We start from the raw sequence: 15965 nt of genomic DNA, 5'->3' as shown, positions 1-15965 counted from the left end.
TTTTCGCTGCTTTACGCGCAACATTACGACTTCGGGAGAAAACCCTTCGCGATAACACCATCGTCAAGCTGGGACACGCGCACCACAGCGACTAGCGTGACCTGCAATGCACTGCGACGTTGCGCGTCACGCTCGGTGAGCGATGTCGGCACGACTCAAATCGATAAGTCCTGACGTCCTGCGACCTACAGAACGACCACCAAGCACAGCGTTTCGGGGATGATGCCGAGGCAACGCCCGGCGACCACGCTGGCAGCAACCCAGGCCCGCGCATGACGCCCTACGCGCAATGCGCCCACGGCTGCAAAAAACCGAGAGTTCCTAAAGCGCTGCAGCCTGTAAATCGGACACTGCTTGCGTGGCTTCGGCAATGATGCCGAGCGCAATCCCGTGCGGCGACGATGGCCCCAGGCGGATGCCGGCAGGCAGGCGCACGCGTTCCAGTGCGGCATCGTCATGACCGAGTGCGCGCAGGGCCTGCAATCGTGCCTGCCGTTTGCTGCGACTACCCAGGATGCCGATGCAGGCCACCTGGGACGACAGCCCGCGATGGGCAACCTGCAAATCGATGTCGCCATCGTGGGCAAGGCTGTACAACGCGCAATGTGCGTCCAGTTCCACCTCCGCCAACGCCTGCGCAAGACCACGGCGATCGTAGTGCTCTGGGGCCAGCCCCGGTGGCGGTTCGACCGGGCCATGCGGGCGCAGTACGCGCACTTCGATCCCGGCCTGCGTCGCCAGCGCGACCAGCGCCAGTACCGACGGATCCGCACCCACCAGCACCAGCCGCAGCGGCGGCCGCCGCGAGAACACGAATTCGCCGGGAGTGGCATCACTCGGTGTAGCCAGGTAACGCAGCGTGCCGTGCATGCGATCCAGCGCAACATGAAACGCGCGACGGTGCTGGCGCGCATTGCGCCAACGCGCGAGATACCCGCCCAGATCCTGCACCGCACACACCAGCACGCCGATGCGCCCACCGCAGCTCAGCTGGATATCGAGCACCTCGCTGCCTTCGCCGTAATCGAGCAAGCGCGGGCAGCCATCCTCCAGGACCGCCAGGGCTTCATGCGCGACCGCCGCTTCAACGCAACCGCCCGACACATACCCGGCCACCTGCCCGGTGCTGCTGATCGCCATCTGGCTACCCAGCGGGCGCGGCGAGGAGCCGCGCACCTCCACCAGCGTGGCCAGCGCCACGCGCTGCCCGGCGCGATGCCAGGCAGACAACGTCGGCAACAGGTCATCGTGCAGGGCGTACTCCGGCCAGGCCGGCCACGCGGCGGCAGCCGGCATACCGTGGCTGACAGGAGCCGCCACTGCATTCACGCGCGCAGCGGCTCAGGCAGATGCGGCAGCAGCTTGTCCAGCGTCACCGGGTAGTCGCGTACGCGCACGCCGGTGGCGTTGTAGACCGCATTGGCGATTGCCGCGGCGACGCCACAGATGCCCAGCTCGCCTACGCCCTTGGCCTTCATCGGCGAGGACATCGGGTCGGTTTCTTCCAGGAACACCACGTCCTGATGCGGGATGTCCGCATGCACCGGCACTTCATAGCCGGCCAGATCGTGGTTGACGAAAAAGCCCAACCGCTTGTCGACCACCAACTCTTCCATCAACGCCGAGCCGGCACCCATGGTCATCGCGCCAATCACCTGGCTGCGTGCTGTCTTGGGGTTGAGGATGCGCCCGGCCGCACACACGGCCAGCATGCGCCGGATCCGCACTTCGGCGGTCACCACGTCCACGCCGACCTCGACAAAATGCGCGCCGAAGGTGGAGAGCTGCTGCTTCTTGGCCAGGTCGCCAAATTCGATCTTGTCCTCGACCACCAGCGGCCCCTGGGCAGCGGCGTCACCCAGGGCGATGCGCTTGCCGCCGGCACGCACGTGCCCGTCGGCAAATTCGGCCTTGCTCGGATCCAGCCCCAGTTGCGTGGCGATGGCCTCGCGCAGTTTCACCGCCGCGGCATACACGCCGGCGGTGGAACTGTTGGCGCCCCACTGCCCGCCGGAACCGGCCGAGACAGGAAAGCTCGAATCGCCCAGGCGCACGTCCACCCAGTCCAGCGGCACGCCGAGCATCTCGGCCGCCGTCTGCGCAATGATGGTGTAAGAGCCGGTACCGATATCGGTCATGTCGGTTTCCACCACCACGCGGCCGCCCTGCTCCAGGCGCATGCGCGCACCGGAGGTGGTGGCGATCGCGTTGCGGAATGCCGACGCCACGCCCATGCCCACCAGCCAGCGCCCATCACGGGTACTGCCGGGTTTGGCCTTGCGCTTGGACCAGCCAAATTGTTTTGCCCCGTCTTCCAGACACTTGACCAGCTGCCGCTGCGAAAACGGCCGCTGCGGGTTTTCGGGATCCACCTGGGTGTCGTTGACGACGCGGAACTTCACCGGATCCATGGCCAGCTTCTCGGCCATTTCGTCCATGGCCACTTCCAGCGCCATCAATCCCGGTACCTCGCCAGGCGCGCGCATGGCGTTGCCTTCGGGAAGGTCCAGCACGGCCAGGCGTGTGGTGATCAGGCGATTGGCACCGGCATACAACAACTGCGTCTGTGAGGCAGCAATTTCCGGCGCACCGCCAGGCAGATCGCCCGACCAGCTCTCATGCGCAATGGCAGTGATCTTCCCGTCGCGCTGTGCGCCGATGCGGATGCGTTGCACGGTCGCCGGGCGATGGGTGGTGTTGTTGGCAATCAACGGCCGCGGCAGCATCACCTTCACCGGCCGCTTCACCTGGCGCGCGGCCAGTGCAGCAAGCACCGCATCGGCACGCAGGAACAACTTGCCGCCGAAGCCCCCCCCGATATACGGCGACATCAGGCGCACGTTTTCCGGCGGTAGACCGAGCGTGCGCGCCAGATCGCCGGCACCCCAGTTGATCATCTGGTTGGAAGTCCAGACATTGAGCTTGTCGCCTTCCCACATGGCAATGGACGCATGCGGCTCCATCATCGCGTGGGAATGATCGGGGGTGGTGTATTCGGCATCCATCTGCACCGGTGCGGCCGCAAACGCACCGGCAAAATCGCCGACAGTGCTGTTCGGTGCGCCGCCTTCCTTGGTGACCTCGGCCTTGGGACGCGCGCGTGCCAGATCGTATTCGCCCACGTGGCGGCCGTAGTCCACCTTGATCAACTGACCGGCCGCGCGTGCCTGCTCAAATGTCTCCGCCACCACCACCGCAATTGCCTGGTGATAGTGCTGAATCTCCGGGCCACCCAACAACTTGGCGGTATTGAGCTTGCCTTTTTGCAGCTTGCCGGCGTTTTGCGCGGTGACGATGCCGAGCACGCCGGGCGCATTGCGCGCAGCGCTCAAATCAATACTGCGAATCGTGCCCTTGGCAATGCCAGCGCCGACCACGTGGCCATAGGCCGCCTTGCCGGGCAGATCATGATGCTCATACGCGTACGGCGCCATGCCAGTGGTCTTGAGCGGGCCGTCGATGCGGTCGACCGGCTTGCCGACGATCTTGCCCTGGTCGATGGGATTGGTACCGGCGGGAGTGTCGAATTTCATGTCAGGCCCTCGTGTCCGCCAGGATCGCGCTCAAGCTGCGCTCCACCAGCGGCACCTTGAATGCGTTGTGTTCGGTGGGCTGTGCGCCCTCCAGCAGGATGGCCGTGATGGCACGCCCGCCCTGGCGGGTCTGTGCTTCGGCGACCTCGTTCCGCCATGGCTTGTGCGCCACGCCACCAATCGCCACCTGCGCATTGCCACTGCGTGGCACGATCGCCGCTACCGAGATCAATGCAAAGGCGTAGGACGCACGGTCGCGCACCTTGCGGTAGACGTGCGCGCCTTCCACCGGCTTGGGCAGGGTCACGGCCGTGATCAGTTCGCCACGCTCCAGCACGGTTTCGATATGCGGCGTCTTGCCCGGTGCGCGATAGAACTCGGCGATCGGGATGGCGCGGGTTTGCCCATCCGGGCGCACGGTTTCCACCACCGCATCCAGCGCGCGCATGGCCACCGCCATATCGCTGGGATGGGTGGCGATGCAATCTTCGCTGGCGCCGATCACGGCCAGCTGGCGGTTGAAGCCGCCGATTGCCGCGCAGCCACTACCCGGCAGCCGCTTGTTGCACGGCTGGTTGGTATCATAGAAATACGGGCAGCGCGTGCGCTGCAGCAAATTGCCGGCGGTGGTGGCGCGATTGCGCAGCTGCCCGGACGCGCCGGCCAGCAGTGCGCGTGAGAGCACTGCGTAATCGCGGCGCACACGTGCATCCGCGGCCAGATCGGTATTGCGTACCAGCGCGCCGATACGCAGGCCGCCCTCGGGCGTCGCGTCAATGGTGTCCAGCGTGAGGCCGTTGACATCGATCAGATGCGAGGGGGTTTCGATCTGCAGTTTCATCAGATCCAGCAGGTTGGTACCGCCGGCGATGAACTTGGCGCCGGGCTGACGCGCGGCCTTGGCTGCGGCATCTGCCGGGGAGGTGGCGCGCTCGTAACTGAAAGCCTTCATGCGCGGTCTCCGGCAACTTCGGTGATCGCCTCGACGATGTTGGAGTACGCACCGCAGCGGCAGATGTTGCCACTCATGCGCTCCTGCAACTCCAGCGTGGTGAGCCGCGTCTTGGCAGTGAGATCGTCGGTGACGTGGCTGGGGATGCCGCGCTTGACCTCATCCAGCACCGCCACCGCCGAGCAGATCTGTCCCGGTGTGCAATAGCCGCACTGGTAGCCATCATGTTTGACGAAGGCCGCCTGCATCGGATGCAGCTTGTCGGGCGTGCCGAGCCCTTCGATGGTGGTGACCTTGGCGTCCTGATGCATCACGGCCAGCGACAGGCAGGAATTCATGCGCTGCCCGTCGACGATGACGGTGCAGGCACCGCATTGGCCGTGGTCGCAGCCTTTTTTGGTGCCGGTGAGATGCAGGTGCTCGCGCAGCGCATCCAGCAAAGTGGTGCGGTTGTCCAGCGTCAGCGTCACCGGCTTGCCGTTGACTTCAAAGGCCACCTCGCTGGATGCGTTGGCGGGTTCGGCGGCCTGGCGCTGCGACAGCGCGTTGGCGGCGCCTGCAGCCATGGACTGACTGGCAGCGACGCTGGCGGCAGACGCCGTGCCAGCGATCAACACCTCGCGTCGGGTCATCTTGATATCTCTCATGGCTGGCATCTCCAACAATGCTGGCTTATACAGTTCTTAAATAATGTGCAGCGCTGCCGGTCACAAGCGCGTGAGCGCGGCTGTGCGCGATGGCGGCAATGCAGTAGGTTGCCCCGATTCTAAGGCGCGGTTCTGCCGGCATTAGCTGCTGTAGCCGCATGCGTCTATGAAACACACTCATCACTGCCACGCCCGAATTAGACGGCCCCTTCACTCAGTGATGCGCTGTGCGTGCCGCCACCTCTGTCGAGATCGCTGACACCCTCTGCCGCCACGCCGCACATCAGCAGCGCTATCGCATGACGCGCCGCAGGCAGGGGTTGGACCCTGCCCGCGCGCGCCGCGCCAGGCTCAGAATTCCAGCACGATCTTGCCCAGGTGACCACCGGCGTGTTGCAACGCAAACGCCTCGGCGATGTCCTCCAGCGCAAACGAACGATCGATCACCGGCCGCAACGGCAAACCGTCCAGTGCCCGCACCAACTCCTGCTGATGCCGGCGGCTACCCACCACCAAGCCTTGCAGCCGTTGCTGGCGTCCCATCATCTCGGCGGTGGGCACCGGGCCCGCGGCGCCGGTGAGCACACCGATCAAGGCGATGTGCCCACCCACGCGCGCAGCCTTGATGGACTGCGCCAGCGTTCCCGGGCCGCCCACTTCCACCACGTGGTCCACACCGCGCCCGTTGGTGATCTCCAGCACCTGCGCCGCCCATTCGGTGTGCTGGCGATAATTGATGCAGTGGTCGGCACCGAGCGTACGCGCCGTCTCCAGCTTCTGGTCCGACGACGAGGTGACGATCACCGTGGCGCCCATCGCCTTGGCGAACTGCAGCGCGAAGATCGACACGCCGCCGGTGCCAAGCACCAGCACGGTGTCGCCGGCCTTGATCCGGCCATTGACCACCAGGGCGCGCCACGCCGTGACGCCGGCGGTGGTCAAGGTGGCAGCTTCGGCATGGCTATAGCCGCGCGGCGCATGCGTGAAAGCCTGCGCAGCCGCGACCACGGCCGAGCGTGCATAGCCGTCTACGCCGTCGCCAGGCGTGGTGGCAAAGCCGGCATGCAACGGCTCGCCATCCAGCCACTGCGGGAAGAACGTAGACACCACGTGGTCGCCCACGGCGAAATCGCTGACGGCCTCGCCTACCGCTTCCACCACGCCAGCACCGTCGGACATCGGGATGCGGCCATCGGCGGTTGGCATCTGTCCGCTGACAATGCCCAGGTCATGGAAATTCAGCGAACTGGCATGCAGCCGCACGCGGATCTGGCCTGCCGCGGGCTGGCCGGGATCGGGCAACGCGACGGAGCTCAGTGACGCCAGGCCTGCTAGTTGCTGCAAACGAATGCCACGCATCGTGGTCTCCTCATACTGATGGGCCGCCCGGGATACCACGCGCGCCGTTACGCGCATGCGGTCGCGTCTGCTGTGTGCACTTGCCACGCCGTGAACAATTGCAGCGGACCTGCGTGACGCAATACATCGCCAACGTCAGCAGGCAAGCGGGCTATACCGCGACATCAGAAATCGCGGCCGCGATGGGCTGAGCGGTCAGTCACAGATCCGGATTGCACGCGCGCCGCGCCGCGCCGGCATCGGGCGCCACCACGTACGCTGGCATGGCGGTTGCATCGGCTCTGCGTCCTGGACAAGGAAACACAGTGGTGTCGACAAGCAAGCAGTGGCGGCAACGTGCACAGCGCATCGCGCTGCATTTCGTGTTGACCGCATCCTGGATACTTCTGCTCGGTTCCGAATACTGGTCGATCCATGAGGAGCGCGTCAGCGCCTTGCAGGCCGCGCAGACGCAGTCGTTGAACCTGGCCGACTCGCTGGCGCAGCACGCCAGCGACACCATGACCATCGCCGATGCGGTGTTGTCGGGGCTGGTTGCACGCCTGCAACAGGACCGCGGCTCGGCAAACGAACATGCCGCGATGCATGCGTTTCTGGTCAGTGAGGCCCGCCGCTCGGAGCGCCTGCATGGCATTTTCATCTACGCCGCCGATGGCCACTGGGTGAACTCGTCGCTGGGCAGCCTGCCGCGCACGCACAACAATGCCGACCGCGCGTATTTCAAGTACCACCGCGACCACCGCGACGCACTGGTGTTCGTCGGGCCACCAGTGCAGAGCCGCTCGGACGGGCGCTGGGTGATCACATTGAGCCGCCGCCTCACGACGCCGAGCGGCGAGTTCGATGGCGTGGCGCTGGTGACGCTGCGGCTGAAGTATTTCCAGGACTACTACAGCCGCTTCCAGGTTGGGGATCACGGCACCATCGGCCTGTTCAACGACGATGGCGTGGTGATCGTGCGGCGGCCGGAGCGCGACGACCAGACCGCCAGCTCGATCGCGGGTACGTCGCTGTACGTGACCATGCGCAACGAGCGCCGCGGCACGCTCACCTACCGCTCGCCGCTGGATGGGGTGCAACGCATTTCCAGTTTTGTGCCGGCCCGGCCCTACCCACTCACCGTGCTCACCGGCGTGGCAGTGGACGATGCGCTGGCCAATTGGCGCGCATCCGCACGCCAACGCATCATCATTGCCGTGCTCGGCTTCGTGCTGCTGCTGGCGGTGGGCATCTGGCTGGACCTGCAGCTGCGCCGCATGCATCGCAATGAAGCGCGGCTCAGCTCCGAGGTCTGGGTGGACGCCTTGACCGGCATCGCCAACCGGCGCGCCTTCGACCACCGCCTGTCTGAGGCCTTGCAGGATGCCGTACACACGCAGGCGCCGCTGTCGGTGCTGATGATTGATGTCGACCACTTCAAGCTCTACAACGACACCTACGGGCACGTCAACGGCGATGCCTGCCTGCGCCTGATCGCGGGCGCGATTGCCGGCTGTGCCCGGCGCAGCGACGACATCGCCGCGCGCTACGGCGGCGAGGAATTCGGCATGATCCTGCCGCACACGGACGTCGCCGGCGCGCTGCGCCTGGCCGATGCCATTCGCACGGCGGTGGCGGAACTGGGGTTGATGCATCTGACCAGCCCGACCAGTGCACATGTGACGGTCAGCGTTGGCGCTGCCACCTTTGAACCGGGCGAAACACCGCTGACCCCCGATGCGATCGTGCGCGACGCGGACGGGGCGCTGTATCGGGCCAAACAGGGCGGTCGGGACCGGACGTCTGCCTGAGCTGCCACGTTGTTTGGGGTGGTCGTCGTTTGCGCGCGGGTGGCGTGATGTTGGCCAGGGCTATTTGAAAATCGCCAGAAGATCGCTGTAGCTGCCCTTCGCTGTCAGCGCTGGTAAATCGCGGCGACTACGGCTGGAAGTCGATCACCGCAAGCGTGCCCTGCGCCGCAGAGGATTCCAGATGCAGGCGCCAACCGAAGCGTTCGCAGATGCGCCGGGTGAGGAACAGCCCCAGTCCCGCGCCACCGCCTTGCTTGACCGATTGCTTCAATGAGGCGGTGTAGCGTTGCGCCGCCAGCGCGGTATCGAAACCGTCGCCGGAGTCGCGGATGCTCAACCGGTGCGCGTGCAGGCTCACCTCGATCTGCCCCACGTAGGTGTGATCGGCCGCGTTGCGCAGCAGGTTGCCCACCGCAATGCGCACCATCGATTCCGGTGCGTGCAGCGTGAGTGGCTCCAGCGCGGTGACCACCACCTCCACCGGTTTTTCCGAAAGCAGATACAGGTGGTCCTGCACCAGTTCGGGCAGTAGCGCGTGCAGGATGGTCACCTGCTGCCGCTCGGCCGGGGTGGATTCGCGCGAGAGGTAGAGCAGCGCTTCCATGATGCGGGTGAGGTTGTCCACTGCCTCGTCGATCCGGTGCAACGGCCCCTGCGCCCGCTCCGGCAGCTGCTGCTTGTGCAGCACATCGGCTGCACCGGAAATCACCGCCAAGGGCGTGCGGAACTCATGACTGGCCTGATCCAGCAGACTGCGTTCGCGTTCGATCGCGCGCTCCACGCGTTCCAGATGCGCGTTCGCCTCGCGCGCGATGGTGTTGAGTTCGCTCTTGCCGTAGTCGGTGGGCAGCCGCTGCGCCGGCTGCAACGGATCCAGCCGGCGCATGCGCCTGGCAAGGTCCTGCACCGGCCGCGCAAAGCCCAGGAACAGCCACCAGATCACCAGCCCGATCATCGCCAGGTTGCAGATAAAGAACAGCACGCTGAGCTGTACGCTGCCATTTTGTTTGTCCTCCAGCGCGGTGATGTCGATGCTCATGATCAGCCGCCCTTGCGGTAGCGCGGAGACCAGCGCCGAATAGCTGCGATCGAGTCGCATGCCATCTGCATCGTTGGCGAACGGCCCCCAGTGCGGCCGAATGATGGACAGGAATTTTGCCGCGGTAGAGGGGTCGCCCTGCGTGTCCAGCTGGCCTTCGCCGTAGTAACCGGGTGCCAGCTCGGCGAAGAAGGGCGGCATGCTCGCCGGCAACGGCGCACCGTCGCGCAGCAGCCAGCCTTTCACCGGGCCAGTGCTGGGCAAGGCCTGCTGCAGGCGCTCGGGCGGCACGCGCGTGACGTTCTGCGTACTTGCGGTGAGCAGCTGCCGCCAGATCGGATCTTCGATCAGTTCCTGGCTCAAAAAGCCCTGCACCGACAACCCCAACGCCAGCACCGCGCAGGACATCAGCAGGCTGGCGCTGATCAACCACTGCAGGCTGCGCAGGCGGCCGTCTCGACTCATTCGGCTGGCCCGCCCAGCCGATAACCGACGCCGGTGACGGTCTGCAGCAGCTTGTGCTCGCCGTCGTGATCCAGCGCGCGCCGCAGCACATGCATATGCGAGCGCAACAGGTCGCCTTCGGGCACCGCATCGCCCCAGATCAGTTGCTCCAACCGGTCACGCCGCACCACACGCGGTGATTCCCGCATCAGCAGTTCCAGCACCGTGCGCAAGGTACCGGACAGCACCACCGCGCGGGTGCCGCGCGACACCGCCAGGCGGTCCAGGTCGTAGCGCAGGTCATGCACCTGCAGCACGTTGCCCGCCGCCGCGCTGGCGCGGGCACGGCTCACCATCACCCGCAGGCGGATTTCCAGTTCCGGCAACGCCACCGGCTTGACCAGGTAGTCGTCGGCACCGTTCTCGAAACCCAGCAGCTTGCCTTCCAGCTGGTCCTTGGCGGTGAGCATGATGATCGGCGTGCGGCAGGCGTGTTCCTCGCGCAGCTTGCGCAGCACGCTCATGCCATCCATGCGCGGCAACATCCAGTCCAGGATGATCGCGTCGTAGCGGTTGCTGATCGCCAGGTTCAAGCCCGACTGCCCGTCCGGCGCCGCATCCGGGCGGTGCCCGCAGGCTTCCAGGTAATCGAAGATATTGGCTGCCAGGGCGCGGTTGTCCTCGATGATGAGGACCTGCAGAACCTGCGCCTGGGCGACCGGATGCGTCATCGACATGGCAATTCTCGGGAATGGAAACATCATACGCAGCGCGCGGTCCATGGCCTGGGCCGATGCCCGCAGGCCGCACCACCAGCGCACCGCCCAATGGTGCCTGCGCTCAGCCATGCAGCAGCCATCGCAGCACACCAACCCCGGCAGCAAGCAGTGCAAGCATGGCGCCCAGCAGACTCAGATTGATCGTCCACTTGAGCAACGCATACAGCGGGCGGTGCTGCGCGCGCAGGCGCCTTCCGTAGGCCATCAGCGGTGCGACAGCCGCATACAACGCGCTCACCGGGCCGCGCCGGTCGCGCGCGTCGTTGGGCGTTCGCGCTGCACGTGCGAGCTGCGTATAGACCAGGTTGAACCACCGCCCTGGCCAGCGCATCGGCCGCTCCACATCGCACATCAGGATCAGCCGCGGCGCATCGGTGTCGTTACGCACGAAGTGCAGGTAGGTCTCGTCGAACACGAACGCATCGCCGTCCTGCCAGGCACGGTTGCGTCCGTCCACGTTGATGAAGCACTGCGCCGCATTGGGCGTGGCCAGGCCCAGGTGATAGCGCAACGAGCAACCCAGCGGGTCCGCATGCGGCGTCAGCACCGAACGCGGCGGCAACACGGCGAACATCGCCGCCCGGATCTCCGGGTAGCCGGCCAACAGGTCCAGCGTGCGCGGGCAGCTGGCACGTGCGGAGGCATACGGCGCGCCATACCAGCGCAGGTAGTAGCGGCTCCACCCGTATTTGTAGAAAGTGCGGAAGCCCACATCGAACGCGGCCGGTGAGCCGTCGCGCCGCACCTCGTCGAAGCTGCCATCTCCCAGCAAGGCCATTGCTTCGTCGCGGATGCACTCCCAGTGCTGCGCCAAGGCCGGAAGCCTGCGATATAGCTCCAGCGGCACGAACGGCCCGCGCGCCGCCGTGCGGGTGAAGGCATACAGGATGACGTTCGGCAGCGCGAACACCGGCCAACTCTTGCGCAGGTACTGGCGCAGGCTGGCGTAGCGCCCCTGGCCGCGGAAACGGTAGACGTAGGTCATCGCCGCAATCCAGCTGGCGATCACGCACAGCAGCGTGGTGGCGATCATGTGCGGACCGTCCTGGCCGCGCGGCGGGCGGCGCCGGGCATCACTTGAGTGCGGCCCATCAGAAGCCCCGCGAGAACCCGATCAACACCGAGCCGACTCCGTCGCTATCCGGCGCGAGCAGCGGGCTGTCACTCAGCGCATCGGGCAACACGCTGTACTGCAGCCGGGTCAGGAACTGCCAGCGTTTGCCGATCGGCCGCATATAAGTCAGCCCCACTGTCGGCACGGTCGCCGCGCCCGGCTTGTAGTCCACGACGCCGCGCGCGACCTCGGCATCGAGCGTGCCGTAGTAATAGTTGGCCATGTCCTTGGACAGGTGACTGACACTGATGCTCGGTGTGAGCTGGCCACGTCCGACAGCGAAGGCATAGCCGTAACGGGCGGTCAGTTCATAGCCTTCGCTGGTGCCGGTGACATCGGCCTTGGCAGTGAGTTCCAGCTCGCCGGCGGCACCGCGCCACGCACCGACCAGGCCCATGTCCAGGCTATCGTCGCGGTCGTCCAACAGGGCACGGTCGATGCCGTTGCGGGCCAGTTCGGCCACGCCCAGATCGTCCGCAGCCACGCCATCCAGGCGCAGCGCCACGATGGCATCCAGGCCGAAGCTGTCGCCCTGGACCAGATGCGCCCCGCCGGTGATGCCGCGGAAGAAGAAGCGCTCACCTTCGAACAGGATCAGCGGGATCGGATTGGTGCGCGTTCCCTCGCCGGCAAACGGGCTGTCCGACGCCACCACGCCCACGCCGATGCCCCAGCGATACCGACCTTGCTCGGACAGCGATGGATCGGTCTGCGGGGTGGTCTGGGCGACGGCAATGGCGGGCAGTGCGAACAGCGCAGCGAGCGCAAGGCGGGAGCAAGTCATGGGCGGGCGTCTTGAGGGGAAGGAGTGCCGCGCTGTTGTGGCCAACCGGATTGGCGCCTATCGCAGCGGTGCGGCGGCAGCGTGCCGCAGCGATGTCGGTCAAATGTCGTCGTGGCAGACAACGCCGCCGCTGCGCGCACACGACATGCCACCGACATCGGCCTGCCATGGTCAGTGCCGCCCCGTAGACGCCAGATGCCATCCGATGCCAGCGAACCTCGCGCCACCGCCCTGCCCCGACACCGCCATCCTTCAGCTCGCCGGCCTGCTCGTACCCGCGCACGAAGCCAGCCGCTGGTTCCAGCACGACCCCATCGACGAACTCGGCGGCTGGACCGCCGCGCAGCTGAGCCGGATGCAGCGACAGCCACAGGTCATCGCGTTCCTGCAGTCGGTGCTATGCGGCGAGCGCGGCTGAGGGACGCTGCGATCACTGCATTCCGCTGGGCTGCAATGCATTGCATTGCCATGAATTGCATCGGCAAGTATTTGACGACGCAATGGCGAAAGCTTGCGCAGAAGTCACTCTGCCGCGTCGCTCACCACGCCGTTCCGCCAACGAAAAAGGCCCGCGCGAGCAGGCCTTTCGAGTGTGCAAGCAACGATCGCCGGGATCAGAACGGGATATCGTCGTCCGCAAAATCGTCCATCGGCGGCGCCGACTGCTGCTGGGCCGGCTGCTGACGGCGCGGTGCGTAGTCCTGACCGCCACCACCACCGCCGCCACCCTGCTGCTGGCGCGGGGCCTGCGTGCGCTGCGGGCGATCGCCGCCCATGCCACCGCCGCCGCCTTCACCGCGGCCGCCGAGCATCTGCATCTCGTTGGCGACAATGTCGGTGCTGTACTTCTCTACGCCGTCCTGGCCGGTGTACTTGTCGTAGCGCAGCTCGCCTTCGACATACACCTGCGAGCCCTTGCGCAGGTACTCACCGGCGATCTCGCCCAATTTTCCAAAAAACACCACGCGATGCCACTCGGTGCGTTCCTGGTTATTGCCTTCGCGGTCCTTGCGCATGCTGGTGGTGGCCAGGCTCACGCGGGTGATCGCCATGCCGGCCTGGGTGTACTTGGTGTCGGGATCGTTGCCGAGGTTGCCGACGAGGATGACTTTGTTGATGCCGCGGGCCATAGGTGCTTCCGAGATGGTGCGCCGGCGCCGTGGGGCGCGAGGCGATGAATGTCTGTTCTGGGGGCCAATGTTACCGCACCTGCCTGCCACCGCACCTGACGCATTCCCCCACTGGCAGGCCGGACAACCGCGCGTGGCTGGGTCGGGATCCTGCGCACCCGCAGCGGCGAAATGCCCGCCACAGCTGGTTCCGGGGCCACCGCGCCAGGGCTGGAACAGGCGCGGCGGGACGGATCTGGCCCAGGCACCTATAATCGACCGACATCTCGATTTGCCTGCGCATGACCATCGCCCAAGACCTCCCCACCGTACTGGGCCTGCCCCAGATCCAGTCCCTCGCCGCGCCCGACATGGCGGCGGTCGATGCCTTGATCCGCCGCCGTCTGGCGTCGGACGTCGTGCTGATCAACCAGATTGCCGATCACATCATCTCCGCCGGCGGCAAACGCCTGCGCCCGATGCTGGTGATGCTGGCCGGCCACGCCGCGGGCGGCTCCGGGCCGGAGCACCATCAGCTTGCGGCGATCATCGAGTTCATCCACACCTCCACGCTGCTGCACGACGACGTGGTGGACGAATCAGACCTGCGCCGCGGCCGCAGCACCGCCAATGCACTGTGGGGCAACGCACCCAGCGTGCTGGTGGGCGACTTCCTGTATTCGCGCAGCTTCCAGCTGATGGTCGAACTGGACCGCATGGAAGTGATGCAGATCCTGGCCGACACCACCAACCGCATCGCCGAAGGCGAAGTGCTGCAGCTCTTGCATGTACACAACCCCGACACCGATGAAGCCGCGTACCTGCGCGTGATCGAGCGCAAGACCGCGGTGCTGTTTGCCGCCGGCACGCGCCTGGGCGCACTGGCCTCGGGCGCGAATGCCGACGTGCAGCAGCGTCTGTACGACTACGGCATGCAGCTGGGCTTTGCGTTCCAGATCGCCGACGACGTGCTCGACTACGCCGCCGATGCCACCGACCTGGGCAAGAACCTGGGCGACGACCTGGCCGAGGGCAAGGCCACCCTGCCGCTGATCCACGCCATTGCGCATTCCGATGCCGCCACCCAGCAGCGCCTGCGGCAGATCGTCGAACAAGGCGATGCCGAGGCGATGCCGGAGGTGTTGACGGCCATCCGCGCGACCGGCGGGCTCGATTACAGCCGCCAGCGCGCCGCCGAATACGCCGCCGCCGCCGAACAGGCCCTGGACGGCTTGCCGCCGAGCCCGGCAGTGGCCGCATTACGCGGTCTGGCGCGTTATGCGGTGGAACGGACGCACTGATCGCAGCACGCGGCGCTGGGCGAGTGTCCGGCGCCGCCACCGAGCGAAGTGTCCCGCAAAGCGCTTGTGGTTGTCAGTCCGGCACCGCCCTGCAGGGCCGTCCTGCAGGCCACAACAGCTGACAACGCTCATCCAAACGACACGCGCCACTGCGTTCCGACAGTGACGCGCTGAAACACGGCCGCTGCATCCGATCAAGTGGAAACGCTGGCGCGCAGGACATGCCGCACGCCAGCGCCACCCTCACTTACCGAAACGTTCGTCGAAGAACCCGTGCAGCATGCCGAACGCACGCTTGGCCGCACGCGCGTTGTACAGGCAGCCCGGCGGGCTGTTGGCATCGGCTTCGGCGAAGCAATGCACCGCGCCGCTGAAATTCACGAACTGCCAGTCTGCGCCGGCGCCGTTCATTTCGGTTTCGAACGCGGCGATGTCGGCCTGGGTCACGCTCTTGTCATCGGCGCCGTTGAGCACCAGCACCGGCGTCTTCGCGGAGTTGGCGGCCGCCGGCGCGGGTGTGGAAATACCGCCGTGCAGGCTGACCACGCCGGCCAGCTGCGCGCCCGCGCGCACCAATTCCAGCACCGTGGTGCCGCCAAAACAGAAACCCACCGCACCGATGCGTGCTGCATCCAGCGGTGCGCTGCCGGCCTGCGCCTTGAGCACATCCACCGCCTTGAGGGCACGCGCTTGCAGCGTGGGCCGGTCATCGCGCAGCGTCTTGGCCTGCGCGCCGGCTTCGGTGTCGTTCTTGGGCCGGATGCCCTTGCCGTAGACGTCCGCCACCAGCACCACGTAGTCGTCGCCGGCCAGCTGCTTGGCCTTGGTCACCGCCGAGTCGTTGACCCCGCGCCAGTTGGGCACCATCACCAGGCCCGGGCGCTTGGCGGGGCCGGCATCGTCGTACACCAGCACGCCGCTGAAGCTGTCCTTGCCGATGGTCCATTCCAGCGGCTTGGCCTGCATCGCCGCCGTGGCCGGACCGGCCATCAACGCCAACAGACCGGCCAGGCCGGCGCGTTTCCATTTCGATTGCGTCTGCATGCACATGCTCCCGGGGATGTGCAGCGAGTCTAGGCGTTTGCGCAGTGCCTGGATGGTGACGGCGCGCGGC

The 15965-nt window shown here is 66.3% G+C and carries 14 protein-coding genes; 3 read left to right on the top strand and 11 right to left on the bottom strand.

What is annotated here, in order from left to right:
• Positions 1-321: 321 nt before the first annotated feature.
• From ACD584_RS05325 to ACD584_RS05305, 5 genes are all read right to left on the bottom strand, one after another.
• Positions 322-1329 carry an XdhC family protein gene (locus ACD584_RS05325; protein WP_175611608.1) on the bottom strand — a complete coding sequence of 336 codons (1008 nt, stop codon included), beginning with the start codon at positions 1327-1329 and terminating at the stop codon, positions 322-324.
• Positions 1326-3533 (bottom strand): aldehyde oxidoreductase molybdenum-binding subunit PaoC, encoded by a 2208-nt coding sequence (gene paoC, locus ACD584_RS05320; protein WP_076036656.1) that lies wholly within the window; start codon positions 3531-3533, stop codon positions 1326-1328. Before paoC ends, ACD584_RS05325 begins: the two co-directional genes overlap by 4 nt.
• Before the next feature lies 1 nt (position 3534).
• Positions 3535-4485 carry a xanthine dehydrogenase family protein subunit M gene (locus tag ACD584_RS05315; RefSeq protein ID WP_076036655.1) on the bottom strand — a complete coding sequence of 317 codons (951 nt, stop codon included), beginning with the start codon at positions 4483-4485 and terminating at the stop codon, positions 3535-3537.
• Positions 4482-5141 (bottom strand): aldehyde dehydrogenase iron-sulfur subunit PaoA, encoded by a 660-nt coding sequence (paoA, locus tag ACD584_RS05310; RefSeq protein ID WP_258872030.1) that lies wholly within the window; start codon positions 5139-5141, stop codon positions 4482-4484. Before paoA ends, ACD584_RS05315 begins: the two co-directional genes overlap by 4 nt.
• A 342-nt stretch (positions 5142-5483) precedes the next feature.
• On the bottom strand, positions 5484-6491 hold the full coding sequence (locus ACD584_RS05305; RefSeq protein ID WP_076036653.1) for an NAD(P)-dependent alcohol dehydrogenase: 1008 nt from the start codon (positions 6489-6491) through the stop codon (positions 5484-5486).
• A 305-nt stretch (positions 6492-6796) separates the two neighbouring features.
• Here ACD584_RS05305 and ACD584_RS05300 point away from each other — a divergent pair, with 305 nt between their 5' ends.
• The gene (locus tag ACD584_RS05300; protein ID WP_070690380.1) at positions 6797-8281 is read left to right on the top strand and encodes a sensor domain-containing diguanylate cyclase; all 1485 of its coding nucleotides are present in this window, start codon (positions 6797-6799) and stop codon (positions 8279-8281) included.
• 127 nt (positions 8282-8408) lie between these two features.
• On the opposite strand, the gene ACD584_RS05295 is transcribed toward ACD584_RS05300, so the two are convergent.
• From ACD584_RS05295 to ACD584_RS05280, 4 genes are all read right to left on the bottom strand, one after another.
• A complete protein-coding gene (locus tag ACD584_RS05295) occupies positions 8409-9785 on the bottom strand; it encodes a HAMP domain-containing sensor histidine kinase (RefSeq protein WP_076036652.1) in 1377 nt (458 codons plus the stop codon).
• Positions 9782-10465: a response regulator transcription factor gene (locus ACD584_RS05290; RefSeq protein WP_217694204.1), complete on the bottom strand. Its 684-nt coding sequence runs from the start codon at positions 10463-10465 to the stop codon at positions 9782-9784. Before ACD584_RS05290 ends, ACD584_RS05295 begins: the two co-directional genes overlap by 4 nt.
• Before the next feature lie 139 nt (positions 10466-10604).
• Positions 10605-11576 (bottom strand): aspartyl/asparaginyl beta-hydroxylase domain-containing protein, encoded by a 972-nt coding sequence (locus ACD584_RS05285; RefSeq protein WP_076036651.1) that lies wholly within the window; start codon positions 11574-11576, stop codon positions 10605-10607.
• A 58-nt stretch (positions 11577-11634) separates the two neighbouring features.
• On the bottom strand, positions 11635-12441 hold the full coding sequence (locus ACD584_RS05280) for a MipA/OmpV family protein (protein WP_040940955.1): 807 nt from the start codon (positions 12439-12441) through the stop codon (positions 11635-11637).
• Between ACD584_RS05280 and ACD584_RS05275 the strand changes: the two genes are divergently transcribed.
• Positions 12440-12859 (top strand): hypothetical protein, encoded by a 420-nt coding sequence (locus tag ACD584_RS05275; protein ID WP_228437972.1) that lies wholly within the window; start codon positions 12440-12442, stop codon positions 12857-12859. The genes ACD584_RS05280 and ACD584_RS05275 overlap by 2 nt on opposite strands.
• Before the next feature lie 196 nt (positions 12860-13055).
• On the opposite strand, the gene ACD584_RS05270 is transcribed toward ACD584_RS05275, so the two are convergent.
• Entirely contained in the window at positions 13056-13571 is a 516-nt protein-coding gene (locus ACD584_RS05270; RefSeq protein WP_040940953.1) for a single-stranded DNA-binding protein, read from the bottom strand.
• Between the two features lie 281 nt (positions 13572-13852).
• Between ACD584_RS05270 and ACD584_RS05265 the strand changes: the two genes are divergently transcribed.
• On the top strand, positions 13853-14851 hold the full coding sequence (locus ACD584_RS05265) for a polyprenyl synthetase family protein (RefSeq protein ID WP_040940952.1): 999 nt from the start codon (positions 13853-13855) through the stop codon (positions 14849-14851).
• A 243-nt stretch (positions 14852-15094) separates the two neighbouring features.
• Here ACD584_RS05265 and ACD584_RS05260 read toward each other — a convergent pair whose 3' ends face one another.
• On the bottom strand, positions 15095-15895 hold the full coding sequence (locus ACD584_RS05260; RefSeq protein ID WP_070690367.1) for a dienelactone hydrolase family protein: 801 nt from the start codon (positions 15893-15895) through the stop codon (positions 15095-15097).
• Positions 15896-15965 lie beyond the last annotated feature (70 nt).

The organism is Xanthomonas sp. NCPPB 2922 (genome assembly GCF_041520885.1).
Taxonomy (GTDB): domain Bacteria; phylum Pseudomonadota; class Gammaproteobacteria; order Xanthomonadales; family Xanthomonadaceae; genus Xanthomonas; species Xanthomonas campestris.
This window is presented reverse-complemented; position numbering and strand designations above follow the sequence as displayed.